The sequence below is a fragment of the Streptomyces chryseus genome, assembly GCF_014650755.1.
Classification (GTDB): Bacteria; Actinomycetota; Actinomycetes; order Streptomycetales; family Streptomycetaceae; genus Streptomyces; species Streptomyces chryseus.
The window spans coordinates 38,266-54,247 of sequence record NZ_BMVO01000002.1 but is presented as its reverse complement, the minus strand read 5'-3'; the positions used below and the strand labels follow the sequence as shown (position 1 = coordinate 54,247).

The following is a 15,982-nucleotide window of genomic DNA, read 5'->3' as shown; positions in this document are numbered from 1 at the left end:
AGCCTGACAGGGGTGGAACCTTGACGAATCGCCACAACTTCTGCACCAGTACCGTCACGAATCCCCTGCGCGGCGGCTATCCACTTGGCGCGTAATCCGCATGATGGACGACGATAGGGGGAGCGGTACACAGACCGACCGCGGTGAAAGGAGGCGTCCCATGGGATCGGTGCGCAAGGCCAGTGCCTGGCTCGGGCTCGTCGAGGACAGCGACGACGACCGCTACTACGACGACGAGTACGCCGAGGGAAGCAACGAGACGGCCGAGCCCTGGGTCACGGACCCGCGGGTGAGGGCGGTCTCCGAGTCCGCCGAGGACAAGAGCCCCAGGATCGCCACGGTCACCCCGGACGGCTTCCGGGACGCGCGTGGCATCGGCGAGCTCTTCCGGGACGGCGTCCCGGTCATCATGAACCTCACGTCCATGGAACCCTCCGACGCCAAGCGCATCGTCGACTTCGCCGCCGGCCTCACCTTCGGCCTGCGCGGTTCGATCGAGCGCGTCGCGAACCGGGTCTTCCTGCTGAGCCCGGCCGACACCGAGGTCGTCAGCGGTGAGGCCGCGGGCCGCGACACGCACGGCTTCTTCAACCAGAGCTGACAGGCAGGGCCGCTCACCGGAAGGCGTCAAGGCCGGTGAGCGCCTTGCCCAGGACGAGCTGATGCATTTCGACGGTGCCCTCATAGGTGAGCACCGACTCCAGGTTCGTCGCGTGCCGCATCACCGGGTACTCCAGCGAGATCCCGTTCGCGCCGAGAATCGTCCTGCTCGTGCGGCAGATCTCGATCGCCTCCCGCACGTTGTTCAGCTTGCCGAAACTGACCTGCTCGGGGCGCAGCCGCCCCGCGTCCATGCGCTGCCCGAGGTGGTGGGCGAGCAGGATGCCCTTGTGGAGCTCGACCGCCATGTCGGCGAGCTTGGCCTGGGTGAGCTGGAAGCCGCCGATCGGCTTCCCGAACTGCTCGCGGGTCTTCGCGTAGTCGACCGCGGCCTCGAAGCTGGCGCGGGCGGCGCCCATCGCGCCCCACACGATGCCGTACCGCGCGTGGCTCAGACAGCTCAGCGGCCCCTTGAGCCCCGTGGCCTCCGGCAGTACGGCGTCGGCCGGCAGCCGCACCTCGTCCATGACCAGCTCGCTGGTGACCGAGGCGCGCAGGGACCACTTGTGCTTGATCTCGGGCGCCGAGAAGCCGGCGGCGTCGGTCGGTACGACGAATCCGCGAATAGCACCGATGCCGTCGTCCGTCTGCGCCCAGACGACGGCCACCCCCGCCACCGACCCGTTCGTGATCCACATCTTGCGGCCCGTCAGCACCCAGTCGGCGCCGTCCTTCTTCGCGTACGTCCGCATCCCGGCCGGGTCGGAGCCGTGGTCGGGCTCGGTCAGGCCGAAGCAGCCGATGATCTCGCCGGCGGCCATGCCGGGCAGCCAGCGCTGCTTCTGCTCCTCGGAGCCGAAGCGGTGGATCGCGTACATGGCGAGGGAACCCTGTACGGAGACCAGCGAGCGGATGCCGGAGTCGGCGGCCTCCAGCTCCAGGCAGGCCAGGCCGTACTGGACGGCGGACGCGCCCGCGCAGCCGTAGCCCTCCAGGGACATGCCGAGGGCGCCGATCGAGCCGAGCTCGCGGGCCAGCTCGCGGATGCCGGGGAGTTCACCGCGCTCGTACCAGTCGGCGATGTGCGGCAGGACGCGGTCGGCGGCCCAGTTCCGCACGGTCTCGCGGATCGCGAGGTCCTCGGGGGCCAGCAGGTCGTCGATGCCGATCGGGTCGCTGGGGTCGAACGGCGGAAGCTTCGAGGTTGCGGACATTCCTGGCCCTCCGGCGGCTGCTCGGCTCACGGTGCGAGGCGGTACGTGGGGTGCGGTGCGTGCGATCGACGTAAAACTAGCGGTGGTAGTTACGGCGCGCTGCCGACGTTACGGGGTCAGCGAGCGGCGCGTCCAGACCCGGCGTGCTCCCGGGAGGCCGGGAGCCTCACCTGCGGCAACGGCTCGCCCCCGTACTCCTTCTCCGCGCCCCGCGCCCCGCAGTCCATCAGCCGCGGCAGCCTCAGCGCGGCCAGCGCGCCGAGCAGCAGCAGCCCCGCGCTGACGAAGAGCGTCACGTGCAGGCCGTGGACGAAGGCGTGCCGCGCGGTGAAGCGCAGCGCGTCACCGGCGGGCCCGCCGATCCGGTCCGCCACCGTGTACGCCTCGCCGAGCGAGTTCGCCGCGCCCGCGCTCTGCGCCGGGGAGACGCCGGGGATCCGGGCGACGGCGGGCGCGTAGGCCGCGTTCATGACGCTGCCGAGCAGGGCGATGCCCATGCCGGCGCCGAGCTGGTACGAGGTCTCGCCGATGGCGGCGGCGCCGCCCGCGTGCTCGGCCGGGGCCTCGCTCAGCATCGACTCGTACGCGCCGAACAGCGTGGTCTGGAGCCCGAAGCCGAGCAGCACGAAGCCGGCGGTCAGCAGCGCGGGCCGGTCGTGCTGACCCATCAGGGTCAGTACGAGCACGGCCGCGGCGGTCAGCGCGAAGCCGCACGAGACCATCGCGCGCGGGCCGAGGCGCTGGAGCGTGTACGAGCCGGTGGCGGCGGCGGCCATCGCGGCGAAGGTCAGCGGCAGCAGCCTCAGCCCGGTCTCCAGCGGGCCCAGTCCGAGCACCAGTTGGAGGTACTGGACGGCGATCAGCTCCAGGCCGACCAGCGCGAGCATCGCGAGGACGATGCAGCCGACGGACGTCGAGAAGGCGGGCCTGGCGAACATCGTCACGTCGATCAGCGGCTGCGCCCGGGTCCGCTGACGCCGTACGAACAGCACGAGCAGCGCGGCGCCGACCAGCAGCGGCAGCAGCGTCTTCGCGTCGGCGACGCCCTCGCCGCCGGCCCGCTTCACGCCGAGGACCACGCCGAGCACACCGGCCGCGGCCATCAGCGCGCCGAGCACGTCCCACGGACCCTGCCCGCTGCCCCGGGACTCCGGCAGCAGCCAGCGGCCGACGGGCAGGATCAGCGCCATGAGCGGGATGTTGATGAGGAAGACCGAACCCCACCAGTAGTGCTGGATGAGGAAGCCGCCGAGCACCGGTCCGGTGGCGGCTCCTATGGCCGCGACCGCCGTCCAGATGCCGATGGCGACGGCGCGCTCGCGCCGGTCGGGGAAGACCTGGCGCAGGATCGACAGCGTCGCGGGCATGATCATCGCGCCGCCGACGCCGAGCAGCGCGCGGGCCGCGATGAGGACGTGCGGGCCCTCCGCGAAGGCGGCGAGCGCGGACGCGCCGCCGAAGAGGCCGTAACCGAGCAGGAGGACGCGGCGGCGTCCGACCCGGTCGCCGAGGGTGCCGAAGAGGATCAGCAGCGAGGCGCAGACCAGCGGATAGGCGTCGACGATCCAGAGCAGTTCCATCGCGCCGGGGCGCAGGTCCTCGGAGACGGCCGGCACGGCGATGTGCAGGATCGTCGCGTCGAGCGCGACCAGCAGGAGGCTGACGCACAGGACGACCAGCACGGCCCACCGGTTGCCGGGGGCGGCCCGTACGGTTCTCAGGGGCCCGGCGATCCCGGCGCGCCGCACGGCCTTCGCGGGCCGCACGGCCCTCGCACCCGGCCGGTGCCCGGGGGCGCCCGCAGACCGCTGTGTTCCGGCCGTGGTCGTCCCTGACATGTACGTCCCTCCCAGTGGCGCATCCCTCGCGCTCGGCGGACCGGCGGGAACGGCGTTGTCCAACGTTCCCGCGGGCCCGGCATCGACGGGCGAGTGAGCCGTCAGAGTACGCGAGTTCACACCCGGGTCGCGTGGCGCACCTCTCACCAGGGCGAACGGCCGGGTGTGGTGTGCGCCACGTCACGCCGGGCGGGCCGGGGTCCGGTCCGGGGGCCTCCCGCGATCTTGAGATGCGCGTGAGGGAGCGGGAAATTCCGCGTTGAGTTCCGGTGAACGCAATTCATCGCCACCCATTCACTCTTACGAGCGGGCCTCCGAATGAATTGCGCAGCGGACCTTCAGGCTTTCCCGAACGGCCTGGAATTACCGCCCCGGTGAGACACACCCCACATCACATCGTCATCACAAAGATGCCGGATGGGCCGGGCTTGTCGCTCACTCGCTGTAACGTCGATTCAGTGCGTACCGACCGAATCTTTGCCCGGCTGGACCGGGAACCGGAGCCGCCGAAGATAGAGATCCCCGGGATGAGCCGTACCCGTACGGCGATCTTCGGTTCGACGCTGGCGTTCTACATCGCCATCGTCTGGGCCGTGCTGATCACTTCCTGGCTGGTGGCTCTCGACTGGAAGATCATGCTGTTCCGGCCGTACGAGCAGTGGCCGGAACTGCACGCCTTCCTGGACTACTTCGTCGTGCTCGGGCAGCGCGGCCCCACCGCCGTCATGGTGGCGGCCTGGCTCGGCTGGCGCTCCTGGCGCCAGCACACCCTGCGCCCGCTGCTGACGCTGGGCGCCTCGCTGCTCCTGCTGAACGTGACGGTGGGCGCGGTGAAGCTGGGCCTCGGCCGGCGCGGCCCGCACTACGCGACGGAGATCGGCTCGGCCGAGATGTTCGCGGGCGGCGATATATTTCCTTCCGGTCACACCGCGAACGCCGTGGTCACCTGGGGCATCCTGGCCTATCTGGCGACCACCCCGCGGGCCAGGCGCTGGCTCTCGGTGCTCTCCGCCGTCGTCGCCCTCGGCGTCGGCGCGACGACCGTCTACCTGGGCACCCACTGGGTGAGCGATGTGCTCCTCGGCTGGGCGGCGGGGCTGCTGATCCTGCTGAGCCTGCCGTGGTTCGAGCCGCTGATCGGCCGCACCGAAGCGTGGATCTTCGCGGTGCGCGAGGTCTGGCGCGACCGTCGCCGGCTCGGCGCCGCGCGGCCCGCACCGGCCGGCGGACGCCTGTCGCCCGGTCTCTTCCCGCAGCGCCACCCCACCGCCCGCAGCACCGCGCAGGCGGACGGCCCCGCCCGCGAGCCGGTGGCCGCGGGGGGCGCCGGCCGCTCCCCGGGCGGCTCCAGGACCGCCGTCCACCCCGCCCAGCGGCCCCACACGGCCCGCTCGGAGCGGACCCCCGTCACCCCGGCGGGCAGCCGCCGGCCGCCGCACGCCGACCGTACGGGCGCGGCGCGCCCCGGCACGTCGCCCCGGCCGGTGGCCGGCGGCTGACGGCCCGCAGGACCGCGGGGCGGTACGCACAGGCCCCACCCGCGCACGAAGGCCCCGGCGGGCTCCGATGGAGCCCGCCGGGGCCTTCGCCGTGCCCGCCCGCGCCCGCCGGGCCGGGCCGGATCTCTCAGCCCTTCCAGCAGCGGATGACGGTGTCCTTGTCGACCTCGAAGTTGAGGCGGCCCGCCAGGTACTCCATGGTGATGATCGAGCCCGGCGCGAGCGCTCTGACGGTGGTCCAGCCGCGCTCCCGGGCCAGCCGCTCCGCTCCGGCGGCATCGAGGCCCACGTACGCCTCGGGGGCGTCGTCGGGCTGTGACGAGGGGGTCGGTAGAGGTGACATGCCCCTCACCGTAGGCCGCCGGGGACGGGGACGGAAGTGCGGGGCCCGCGCGGTGAGTCACCGCCTCACATACCTCAGCGGTCACACTTGTGTCACAGGATCACGACAGCCGTTCGGCATGAACGCCCTCGCCCAATAGGGCATCCACTGCCCAGCGGGACGGAAATGAAACACCCCTCGAATCATCACGCAATAGCAGATTCTGAATTCATTCCCGGCACCTTCGTGCGCTCCCCGAATTCCGCCCCTGCGCTCCCGCCGCACAACTGACGGGTCGTAGCGAATTCACGGTTCCCCCACAGAATCCGCACCCGCGAAGGTGAGTCGCCGCGGCCCCGGGTACGTACCCGGCCGCCGTACGTTCGCGGCCGACCGGCGGGCGCCCAGGTCACTCGGGCCCGCCTCGGTCCAGAGCGCGCGCGAGGAGATCACGGGCCGACCGGAACCGCTCCGTGAGCTCGGGCGGCTCGACCACCTGGAAGTCGAAGCCCATCAGCATGATGTGAAGGACCAGCACGTCGAGGCTCGCCGCCCCGGTGCGCAGGAGACAGCTGTGCTCGTCGACCGCTTCGAGCACGCCGTCGCTCGGCGAGACGGCCTGGCGCGCCTCCTCCAGCGGCGCCAGCAGCCGCACCACCGCCTTCGCCGCGTACACCTTGGTGGACACGCCCTGGGAGACGTACACCGCGAGGTCCGCGGCCGGGGGATCGCGCGGCTCGAAGCGCGGGCCGTGCGGCGGCGTGGGCGTGACGCGGTCCACCCGGAACGTACGCCAGTCCGAACGGTCCAGGTCCCAGGCGACGAGGTACCAGCGGTGCTCGGTGCACACCAGGCGGTGCGGCTCCACGGTCCGGCGGGTGGAACTGCCGCCGTGGTCGCGGTACTCGAAGCGCAGCCGCTCGCTGTCCCGGCATGCGTTGGCCAGTTCGGTCAGGACGGAGGCGTCGACGGTGGACGCCCCCGGGCCGCGCAGCATGGGGACGGTGAAGGCGTTGAGCGCGCCGACGCGGCGGCGCAGCCGGTTCGGCAGCACCTGTTCGAGCTTGGCCAGCGCCCGTACGGACGTCTCGCCGATGCCCTCGATGCCCTGGCCCGCGGCGGTGCGCAGGCCGACCGCGACGGCCACGGCCTCCTCGTCGTCGAGGAGCAGCGGCGGCAGCTCGGCGCCGGCGCCGAGCTGGTAGCCGCCGCCCGTGCCGGGGCTGGCGTTGACGGGGTAGCCGAGCTCGCGCAGCCGGTCGACGTCGCGGCGCACGGTGCGCGGGGTGACGCCGAGCCGCTCGGCCAGGTCGGGGCCCGTCCACTCGCGGTGGGCCTGGAGCAGCGAGAGCAGGCGCAGCAGACGTGCCGAGGTCTCCAACATGGGGCGAGTCTGCCAGGGCTTGAGGACAGCTACGGCCCTCGGGTTCCGGCGGCTCCCCGCCGCTATCTCAGGGTGTCGAGGCGCACGCTGAGGTCGTTGTCGACGGTGAAGTACGGGTACGCCGTCGTCGGCCGGGTCACGCGCGGCCCCTCGACGGGCAGCACCGGATAGCGGAAGACGCCCTTCTTGTCCCAGACGTCGTCCAGGATGCGCCCGATCCGTATCCCGGCGGCCTGTCCGGGCTCCGCCTCGGCCGGGCACAGCCACAGGTCCCACAGCCGCTGCTCGTCGCCGCGCCCCTCGGCGAGCGGTTCGTAGTCCAGGGTGAAGGCGAACGTACCGTCCGGCCGGACCGTCACCGGCACCCGGTGCACGTCCTTGTGCGCGCCGCGCAGCCGGGCCTCGGCGACCGCGCCGCTGTCGAGCCCGGCGCCGTACAGCCGCCCCTCCAGCGTCATCGCACCGTGCGAGAAACCGATGGTGCCGGCCTCGGCGTGCGGCGCGCGCAGCCAGCAGCGCACCGCGAGCCTGCCGTCGGCGGTCGGGTACGGGATGCGTACGGCGACCTGGGCACGGTGGGGGTCGGGGGCGCGGTCGACGAGCGAGCGCAGGTCCCTGATGCCGGGCTCGATGCGCTGCTCCCCGCTCTCGTCGCCGTGCGTCGTGAACGCGTCCCAGCGTCCCTCGGCCAGCTCCACCGTGCTGGGCAGCACCGCCCGCAGGCGGCCCTCGCCGGTCGGCGTGAGCGGCAGCCGCACGACGTCCGCCGCCGTGTTCCCGCCGCGCCGCCGCAGTACGAGCACCGCGCCCGGCGACGCCTCACCGACGATGTCGAAGGTGATGCCGCCGGCGGAGTCCGCGATGCAGTCGGCGCGCGGCGGCTCCGTGCGGGTCGGGGTGGTGTTCATGCGGTCTGCCCTTTCCGGAGCACGGAGGCGGCCTTGTAGCGCAGGGAGCAGGCCCCGTCGAGCACCGCTCCCCGGGAGGAGTACAGCGCGTCGTGGATCCGGCTGCGCGAACGGCCGTTGCCGCCGCGCGAGACCAGTTCGGTGAACAGTGCCTCGTGCCGCTCGGCGATGCGCCCGGGGTCGAAGCGGGCCGAACTCGCGAGGGCGGCCGCTCCCATGGCGCGGCGCTGTTCGTCGTCGTTGATCAGGCCGAGGAGTGCGTCGGCGACCGCGCCGGTGTCTCCGACCGGCACGAGGCGCCCGTCGCGGCCGTCGGTGATGATCTCACGCGGACCGTGCGGACAGTCGGTGGACACGACCGGCAGGCCGGAGCGCATCGCTTCGACGATGGTCATGCCGAAGGACTCGTGCTCGGAGGTGACCGCGGCGATCGAGCCCTTGACCCACTCGGGTTCGATGGGGCTGGCCGGTCCCATCAGGAAGACGTGGTTGTGCAGACCGAGTTCGCCGATGAGGGCGTGCAGGGCGCTTTTCTCGTTGCCGCTCGCGTCGCCGCTGCCGTAGATGCGCAGCCGCCAGTCGGGGCGGGCGGCGACGACCTTCGCGAAGGCCTCGACGAGCAGGTCGTAGCGCTTGACCCGGGTGAGGCGCCCGGCCGCCACGACCCACTTGGCGCCGTGGTCGGCCGGTGCGACGAGGGGCGCGGGCACGCTGTTGGGCACGGCCTCGATCCGTACGCCCGGCAGCTTGAGGCGGGTGCGGTAGGCGTGGGCGTCGGCCTCGGTGACGGTGGTGACGGCGTCCAGCAGGCCGTAACGGTGACTCAGTTCCCGGCGCAGCCGGTAGCTGTGGCCGGCGAGGGTGAGGTGCTCCTGGCCGACGCGCACCGGGCCGCGCCTGGTCTGGCGGGTGATGTGCACGTTGAGCCCGGGGCGGGTGCCGACGACGACGTCCGCCTCCGTGGACTTCAGGTGCGTGGCGATACGGGCGTCGGTCAGGCGGCTGTACTGCCTGTGGCGGCCGTCGCCCACCGGGAAGACCTTCGCGGGGAGCTTGAACCGCTCGTCGCCGCCGTCGTATCCGTGGCTCTTCTCGCGCAGGTCGACCAGGTAGTCCAGCCGTACGCCGGCGGGGGCGCCCATCTGCGGCTGGTCACGGTGACGGAAGACGGAGACGATCTCGACGTCGTGCCGCTCGGCCAGCGCCTGGGCGAGGTTGAACGTCGTACGGATGGTGCCCCCGATGCCGTACGCGTTGTGGAGCAGGAAAGAGATATGCATACGACGACGCGACCCCCAGATCTTCAGCGGACCGGTCATGTCCGACTGCTTTCAGAAATGGACTGTACTGGGCGGAAACTGATCGGTCTGAGCCGCATCAAATCGTTCTAATACGGTTGTGACATCGATAGCACAAGCGCGCAACCAAACTCCCGCTCCACGCATCAGGGCGGGTAGGAATCAGCGATCCGCGCGCGGAGCAGGGCTCTTGGCGGTGCGGAGGCGCCCCGACGCACGCGCGCGTGAGCTGTCGTCCGCGAGGAGCGTGCGCGCACCGCGCCGTGGAACGCTCGTCCTCAGCGGGCGGGCGTCGTGACCGACGTACGCGCCCCCGCGCCCTTCGCCGGCGGAATGACCAGCGTCATCCCGGTGCGGATGCGGTCCGGATCGCCGCCGACGGCCTTCGCGTTGGCCTCGTACAGCGCCTTCCAGCCGCCCTTGAGCCGGTAGCGGCGGGCGATCGAGGCGAGCGTGTCACCGGCCTTCACCACGTGCGCCCGCCCGGAGAGGCCGTAGCGCTTCGCACAGACGGGCCACGCCTTCCACCCCTGGGTGGCGAGCACCTTCTGCGCCACCTCGATCTGCTCCGTCCGGGTGGCGAGGTCCGCGCGCGGGGCGTACGCGAGCCCGCCGTGCTCCACCCACGTCGGCTGCCAGAACTGGAGCCCCCCGTAGTAGCCGTTCCCGGTGTTGATGTGCCAGTCGCCGCCGCTCTCGCACTGTGCGAGGCAGTTCCAGGGCCCCTGCTCGGCGGTGCAGCCGCCGGTGCCGGGCACAGGAGCGGCGCCGGGCGCGGACGGCGGCGACGCGGCCCGCGCGCCCGTCGGACACAGGACCAGCAGTACGGCGAGCAGGGCGACCGGCACAGGGCGGGACTGCGGCAGCTTCGGCATCGCGCCACGCTAAGCAGCCTCCCGCGCCGCGCTTCGGATGCCGCGCGCCCGGCCCCGAAGCCCCACCCGGTCGGCCGACCGGAAGACCGCCGGGGACCCGGCGCGGAGCCACCGCGCGCCGGCCCGCGCGAGCAGGGGCCGGCCGGTTCGATTCTGTTCCCTTCTTGGCGTGACCCCGGCGACAGCTCACCCGTTGTCTTCTTGACGAGCCGGGAACCGCCCGGCACCCGCACCGAGTCCGAGGAGTCCCCCGTGCCGCGCATGCTCGACGTCAGCGACGACGTACGCGCCGAGATCGGCAACGAAGAAGCCGACCGCCTGCTCGCCGGCGAGAACGCCCCGGGCAGTTACGACTGCACCTCCTGTCGCACCCAGGGCGACTCCGAACTGGAGCGCACGAGCACCGTCCTGTTCATCGGCGACGAAACGGCCGTCCTCGCGTTCGCCCACGCCACCTGCATCCCCTCGCAGGTCGTCCAGGTGGCCGAGGACCAGCTCCAGGGCGCCGTACGCAGCATCACGGGCGGCGGCCCCGACCTGCCCGGCGCCGAGGAGTTCGGCGGCGCGCCCGGCCAGGCCGTGCTCGGGATCACCAGCGGCCTCGTCCTGATCGACGGCCAGCTGCACCCGGCCCTGGTCGTCGAGCCGACCGGGCCCGTCGCCCGCCCCGGCTCCGACCGGACCACCGACGAGTTCCTGTCCCTCGTCACAGAGCAGGGCTTCCAGCCGGTCGCCGACATGAACGACGTACCCGCCGCGCTGCCGGGCTGGTCCGTGCTGCTCGCCATGGGCCAGCTGCACGCCGTGCTCCAGCCCGGGTCCAACGGCGGCAACCCGGTCTCCTGGTGGCAGGCGCACCAGCCGCTCCAGGTCACCGACGGCTGGCGGACGGCGGCCAACAAGTCGAGCACCGTCCTCGTCTACACCGCGCCCGCCGGTTCGATCGGCCAGCAGCCGCGCGAGGACCTGCTGCGCAACGCGCTGGAGCGGGCCGCCGCCCGGGGTGTGCTGGCCGCCGCCGCCATGCCGCTGGCCGGCACCTGACCGGCACGGGCCGTCCGGCGGGCCCGTGCGGACCGCTCACCCCCGCCGAGCAGGGAATTCCCTACTCGGCCCGCATCCGACGGGCGCTGGGGTCGTTGGCACATACGTGCACTCATACGACCCCTCACGCCATCAGCCGTACCAGAGCCAGATCCCCGCGATGCGTCCTTCGCGGGAAACCCAGACCGACCACTCGCACACCCCGATCTACGACGCGCTCTATTCGGAGTACCGCAGGTCCTTCCGGGCGCTGCCCGGCGACCGCACCGGCGAGGAGGATCTGGGCTTCACGGGCTTCTCCTCGGGACCGCGTCACGGCCAGGGCTCCACGAGTCACACCGGTCAGGGCGCGCACGGCGGACACACCGGCTACTGGCGGGTCACCAGCACCGACAGCGGCACCACCCCCCACAGCAACGGGCGGCAGCACACCGGGAACCACTTCCCGGCCGCGCTGCCGCCCGCTCCCCGTAGGGGGTTCTAGGCCGCTCGGGGCCTCGGCGTCACTTCTTGCGGCCGCGCTTCTCGCGCACCCGCACCGAGATGTGGATCGGCGTGCCGTCGAAGCCGAACTCCTCGCGCAGCCGGCGCTCGATGAACCGCCGGTAGCCGGCCTCCAGGAAGCCGGAGGCGAAGAGCACGAACCGCGGCGGCTTGGCTCCCGCCTGCGTCCCGAAGAGGATGCGGGGTTGCTTGCCGCCGCGGACCGGGTGCGGGTGGGAGGCGACGATCTCGCCGAGGAAGGCGTTGAGCCTGCCGGTCGGGATGCGCGTCTCCCAGCCGGCCAGCGCCGTCTCGATCGCCGGGACGAGCTTCTCCATGTGCCGGCCGGTCTGCGCGGAGACGTTCACCCGCGGCGCCCACGCCACCTGGGCGAGCTCGGTCTCGATCTCGCGCTCCAGGTAGTAGCGGCGCTCCTCGTCGAGGGTGTCCCACTTGTTGTACGCGATGACCAGCGCGCGGCCCGCTTCGACGGCCATCGTGATGATCCGCTGGTCCTGCACGCTGATGGACTCGCTGGCGTCGATCAGTACGACCGCGACTTCGGCCTTCTCGACGGCGGCAGCGGTACGCAGGGACGCGTAGTAGTCCGCGCCCTCCTGGAGGTGGACGCGGCGGCGGATGCCGGCCGTGTCGATGAACTTCCAGGTGATGCCGCCGAGCTCGATCAGCTCGTCGACCGGGTCACGGGTGGTGCCGGCGATCTCGTTGACGACGACGCGGTCCTCGTTGGCCACCCGGTTCAGGAGCGAGGACTTGCCGACGTTCGGGCGGCCGATGAGCGCGATCCGGCGCGGGCCGCCGACGGCCTGGCCGAAGGTCTGGGCCGGGGCCTCCGGCAGGGCTTCCAGTACGGCGTCCAGCATGTCGCCGGTGCCGCGGCCGTGCAGCGAGGAGACGGGGTGCGGCTGGCCGAGGCCGAGCGACCACAGGGCGGTCGCGTCCGCCTCGCCGCTCAGACCGTCGACCTTGTTGGCGCAGAGCACGACGGGCTTGCCCGCCTTGCGCAGCAGCCGGACGACGGCCTCGTCGGTGTCGGTGGCGCCGACCGTGGAGTCGACGACGAAGACGACCGCGTCGGCGGCCTCGATCGCGTACTCCGCCTGGGCGGCGACCGACGCGTCGATGCCGAGGACGTCCTGCTCCCAGCCGCCGGTGTCGACGATCTTGAAGCGGCGGCCGGCCCACTCGGCCTCGTAGGTGACGCGGTCGCGGGTGACGCCCGGCTTGTCCTCGACGACGGCCTCACGGCGGCCGATGATGCGGTTCACCAGGGTCGACTTGCCGACATTGGGGCGGCCGACGACGGCGAGGACGGGCAGCGGGCCGTGGCCCGCCTCGCCGATGGCACCTTCGACCTCTTCGGGGTCGAAGCCCTCCTGCGCGGCGAGCTCCATGAACTCCGCGTACTCGGCGTCGCCAAGTGCTCCGTGCTCGTCGCCGGAGTGAATCTGGTCGTTCATGAAGTCCGTTCCTCGTTCATCATCATCGATGGACCACCCGATGCGCGCGGTCCACTACTCAAGTCTCGCCTAGCGCCCGGTGAAGCGCCTGGCACTTTCCAGGTGGGCGGTCAGCCGCTCCTGGATTCGCACGGTGGCCTCGTCCAGGGCCTTGCGCGTACGCCGTCCGCTGCCGTCACCGGCCTCGAACGGGTCGCCGAACACGACGTCCACACGGCCGCGCAGCGGCGGCAGCCCGCGTATGAGCCGGCCGCGCCGCTCGGTGCTGCCGAGCACCGCCACGGGGACGATCGGCGCCCCACCGCGTACGGCGAAGTACGACAGACCGGCGCGCAGCGACGCGAAGTCACCCTCGCCCCGGGTGCCCTCGGGGAAGATCCCGAGCACGCCGCCGTCCGCGAGGACGCCGAGCGCGTTCGAGATCGCCGTACGGTCGGCGCTCGCGCGGTCCACCTTCAGCTGACCGATTCCGCGCAGGAACGGGTCGAGCGGGCCGACGAACGCCTCTTTCTTGATCAGGAAGTGCACCGGACGCGGGGCGGTCCCCATCAGCATGGGGCCGTCGATCATGTGCGAGTGGTTCACCGCCAGGATCACCGGCCCGCTCACGGGCACCCGCCAGGCACCCAGGACGCGGGGCTTCCACAGCCCGTACATGAGCCCGATGCCGATGCCGCGTCCGACGGCCGCACCACGCAGTGTGGGTGCGGTCACTTCGCGGCCCGCTTCCCCTCGACCAGGGTAACGACACACTCGATGACCTGCTCCAGCGTGAGGTCGCTGGTGTCGACCTCGACCGCGTCGTCCGCCTTGGCCAGCGGCGAGGTCTTGCGGCTGGAGTCGGCGGCGTCCCGCTTCAGCAGGGCCTCGCGGGTCGCGGACACGTCCGCGCCCTTGAGCTCGCCGCTGCGGCGGGCGGCGCGCGCCTCGGGAGACGCGGTCAGGAAGATCTTGAGATCGGCGTCCGGCAGGACGGTCGTACCGATGTCGCGTCCCTCGACGACGATGCCGAGCGCGGCGCCCTTCGCGATGGAGCGCTGGAGTTCCGTGATGAGGGTGCGCACCTCGGGAACGGCGCTCACGGCGCTCACCTTGGAGGTGACCTCCTGGGTGCGGATCGGCCCGGAGGCGTCGATTCCGTCGACCGTGATCGTGGGCGCGGACGGGTCCGTGCCGGAGACGATCACGGGCTTGCCCGCGGCGTCCGCGATGGCGACGGGGTCGGTGACGTCGATGCCGTTGGTCAGCATCCACCAGGTGATCGCCCGGTACTGGGCGCCGGTGTCCAGGTAGCTGAGGCCGAGCTTGGCGGCGACGGCCTTGGAGGTGCTGGACTTGCCCGTGCCGGAGGGGCCGTCGATGGCGACAATCACTGCTGCCGGGGCGGTCCGGGCGGCGGTTTCCACGGTGTAGGACACCTTCCTGGTACACGGGCATGGGCGGACGGGGACCCACGGGACCCCACACAAGGTTACCGAGTCCCCGGCCCCGCCCTCGACGCCCCTGCGAAGCCACCGCAAACCGGACATCGCCCCGGGGCGCGAGCGCCGCTACCGGCGGATCGACCAGCCCCGCTCCCGGAGCGAGTCCATCAGCCCGGGGGCGGCCGACGGCTCGACCATCAGCTGCACCAGACCCGCCTGCTGGCCGGTCGCGTGCTCGATGCGGACGTCCTCGATGTTGACGCCCGCCCGGCCTGCGTCCGCGAAGATCCTGGCCAGCTCGCCCGGACTGTCGCTGATGAGGACCGCGACGATTTCGTACGCCGCCGGGGCGGCCCCGTGCTTGCCCGGTACCCGCTCGCGGCCCGCGTTGCCGCGCCGCAGGACGTCCTCGATGCCGTCGGCGCCGCCCCGGCGCTTGTCGTCGTCGGCGGACTGGAGGGCCCGCAGCGCCTGGACGGTCTCCTCCAGGTCGGCCGCGACGCCGGTGAGCACGTCCGCCACGGGGCCCGGGTTGGCGGAGAGGATCTCGACCCACATCCGGGGGTCGGAGGCGGCGATGCGGGTGACGTCGCGGATCCCCTGGCCGCAGAGCCGTACGGCGGTCTCGTCGGCGTCCGCGAGCCGCGCCGCGACCATGGAGGAGACGAGCTGCGGGGTGTGCGAGACGAGCGCGACCGCGCGGTCGTGGGCGTCCGCGTCCATGACGACGGGGACGGCCCGGCACAGGGCGACCAGTTCCAGCGCGAGGTTCAGGACCTCGGTGTCGGTGTCGCGGGTGGGGGTGAGGACCCAGGGGCGGCCCTCGAAGAGGTCGGCGGTCGCGGCGAGCGGACCCGAACGCTCCTTGCCGGACATCGGGTGCGTACCGATGTACGCCGTGAGGTCGCAGCCCAGCGCCTCCAGCTCGCGGCGCGGTCCGCCCTTGACGCTGGCGACGTCGATGTACGCGCGGGCGATCCCCCGCCCCATGGCGTCGGCCAGCGTCGCGGCCACGTGTGCGGGCGGCACGGCGACGACGGCGAGGTCGACGGGGCCTTCCGGCGCCTCGTCGGTGCCGGCGCCGAGGGCCGCGGCGGTGTGGGCCTGCGCGGGGTCGTGGTCGGTGAGGTGGACGGTGACGCCCCGCCCGGCGAGCGCGAGGGCCGCGGACGTGCCGATGAGGCCGGTTCCGATGACGAGGGCAGTTCTCACTGGGCGATGTCCTTGCGGAGGGCGGCGGCGGCGCCGAGGTAGACGTGGGAGACCGAGGACTTGGGCAGGCTGGACTCGACGTGCGCGAGGACGCGCACGACCCGGGGCATGGCTCCGGATATGTCGAGTTCCTGGGCGCAGATCAGTGGAACGTCGACGATGCCGAACTTGCGCGCCGCGGCGGCCGGGAAGTCGCTGTGCAGATCCGGGGTGGCGGTGAACCAGATGCTGATGAGGTCGTCCGGGGTGAGCCCGTTGCGCTCCAGGACGGCCGTGAGCAGCTCGCTGACCCGCTCGTCCATGTGCCCGGCCTCGTCCCGCTCCAGCTGGACGGCCCCGCGCACCGCTCGTACTGCCACGTCGTGCTCCTCGCTCCGTGCCTCATGTGCCTCTGCGTGAT

The 15,982-nt window shown here is 72.3% G+C and carries 16 protein-coding genes; 4 read left to right on the top strand and 12 right to left on the bottom strand.

Translation table 11 applies throughout. From position 1 onward, the window contains the following. The first annotated feature begins 160 nt into the window (after nt 1-160). Nucleotides 161-601 (top strand): cell division protein SepF, encoded by a 441-nt coding sequence (locus IE185_RS04860; RefSeq protein ID WP_138895447.1) that lies wholly within the window; start codon nt 161-163, stop codon nt 599-601. 13 nt (nt 602-614) lie between these two features. Here the strand turns inward: IE185_RS04860 and IE185_RS04855 are convergent, their stop codons facing one another. Together IE185_RS04855 and IE185_RS04850 are read right to left on the bottom strand one after the other, a co-directional pair. After that, on the bottom strand, nt 615-1,814 hold the full coding sequence (locus IE185_RS04855) for an acyl-CoA dehydrogenase family protein (RefSeq protein WP_138895448.1): 1,200 nt from the start codon (nt 1,812-1,814) through the stop codon (nt 615-617). A gap of 116 nt (nt 1,815-1,930) precedes the next feature. Continuing rightward, nucleotides 1,931-3,652 carry an MFS transporter gene (locus tag IE185_RS04850; RefSeq protein ID WP_138895449.1) on the bottom strand — a complete coding sequence of 574 codons (1,722 nt, stop codon included), beginning with the start codon at nt 3,650-3,652 and terminating at the stop codon, nt 1,931-1,933. A 458-nt stretch (nt 3,653-4,110) separates the two neighbouring features. Between IE185_RS04850 and IE185_RS04845 the strand changes: the two genes are divergently transcribed. Then, the gene (locus tag IE185_RS04845) at nt 4,111-5,151 is read left to right on the top strand and encodes a phosphatase PAP2 family protein (protein WP_189714696.1); all 1,041 of its coding nucleotides are present in this window, start codon (nt 4,111-4,113) and stop codon (nt 5,149-5,151) included. Between the two features lie 127 nt (nt 5,152-5,278). Here the strand turns inward: IE185_RS04845 and IE185_RS04840 are convergent, their stop codons facing one another. From IE185_RS04840 to IE185_RS04820, 5 genes are all read right to left on the bottom strand, one after another. Next, nucleotides 5,279-5,494 carry an I78 family peptidase inhibitor gene (locus tag IE185_RS04840; protein ID WP_138896718.1) on the bottom strand — a complete coding sequence of 72 codons (216 nt, stop codon included), beginning with the start codon at nt 5,492-5,494 and terminating at the stop codon, nt 5,279-5,281. Between the two features lie 388 nt (nt 5,495-5,882). Next, entirely contained in the window at nt 5,883-6,857 is a 975-nt protein-coding gene (locus tag IE185_RS04835) for a helix-turn-helix transcriptional regulator (protein ID WP_138896717.1), read from the bottom strand. Between the two features lie 62 nt (nt 6,858-6,919). Further along, a complete protein-coding gene (locus IE185_RS04830; RefSeq protein ID WP_138896716.1) occupies nt 6,920-7,765 on the bottom strand; it encodes a hypothetical protein in 846 nt (281 codons plus the stop codon). Continuing rightward, nucleotides 7,762-9,045 (bottom strand): glycosyltransferase family 4 protein, encoded by a 1,284-nt coding sequence (locus IE185_RS04825; RefSeq protein WP_138896715.1) that lies wholly within the window; start codon nt 9,043-9,045, stop codon nt 7,762-7,764. Before IE185_RS04825 ends, IE185_RS04830 begins: the two co-directional genes overlap by 4 nt. 296 nt (nt 9,046-9,341) lie before the next feature. Beyond that, nucleotides 9,342-9,938, bottom strand: a complete 597-nt coding sequence (locus IE185_RS04820) for a LysM peptidoglycan-binding domain-containing protein (protein ID WP_138896714.1) — start codon at nt 9,936-9,938, stop codon at nt 9,342-9,344. A 252-nt stretch (nt 9,939-10,190) separates the two neighbouring features. On the opposite strand from IE185_RS04820, the gene IE185_RS04815 reads away from it, so the two are divergent. Further along, nucleotides 10,191-10,982 carry a DUF8842 C-terminal domain-containing protein gene (locus IE185_RS04815; protein WP_138896713.1) on the top strand — a complete coding sequence of 264 codons (792 nt, stop codon included), beginning with the start codon at nt 10,191-10,193 and terminating at the stop codon, nt 10,980-10,982. 160 nt (nt 10,983-11,142) lie between these two features. Beyond that, nucleotides 11,143-11,466, top strand: a complete 324-nt coding sequence (locus tag IE185_RS04810; RefSeq protein ID WP_373303689.1) for a hypothetical protein — start codon at nt 11,143-11,145, stop codon at nt 11,464-11,466. A gap of 19 nt (nt 11,467-11,485) precedes the next feature. On the opposite strand, the gene der is transcribed toward IE185_RS04810, so the two are convergent. The 5 genes from der to aroH all read right to left on the bottom strand — a co-directional run bounded on the left by der (nt 11,486) and on the right by aroH (nt 15,941). Beyond that, the gene (gene der, locus IE185_RS04805) at nt 11,486-12,946 is read right to left on the bottom strand and encodes a ribosome biogenesis GTPase Der (protein WP_138896711.1); all 1,461 of its coding nucleotides are present in this window, start codon (nt 12,944-12,946) and stop codon (nt 11,486-11,488) included. A gap of 69 nt (nt 12,947-13,015) precedes the next feature. After that, the gene (locus IE185_RS04800; protein ID WP_138896719.1) at nt 13,016-13,603 is read right to left on the bottom strand and encodes a lysophospholipid acyltransferase family protein; all 588 of its coding nucleotides are present in this window, start codon (nt 13,601-13,603) and stop codon (nt 13,016-13,018) included. 53 nt (nt 13,604-13,656) lie between these two features. Continuing rightward, complete coding sequence (gene cmk, locus IE185_RS04795; protein ID WP_229843356.1) at nt 13,657-14,364, bottom strand: (d)CMP kinase; 708 nt, start codon at nt 14,362-14,364, stop codon at nt 13,657-13,659. A 132-nt stretch (nt 14,365-14,496) separates the two neighbouring features. Beyond that, the gene (locus IE185_RS04790) at nt 14,497-15,582 is read right to left on the bottom strand and encodes a prephenate dehydrogenase (RefSeq protein WP_189714694.1); all 1,086 of its coding nucleotides are present in this window, start codon (nt 15,580-15,582) and stop codon (nt 14,497-14,499) included. Then, complete coding sequence (gene aroH / locus IE185_RS04785; protein WP_138899429.1) at nt 15,579-15,941, bottom strand: chorismate mutase; 363 nt, start codon at nt 15,939-15,941, stop codon at nt 15,579-15,581. The genes IE185_RS04790 and aroH overlap by 4 nt, the downstream gene beginning before the upstream one ends. Between the last annotated feature and the right edge of the window lie 41 nt (nt 15,942-15,982).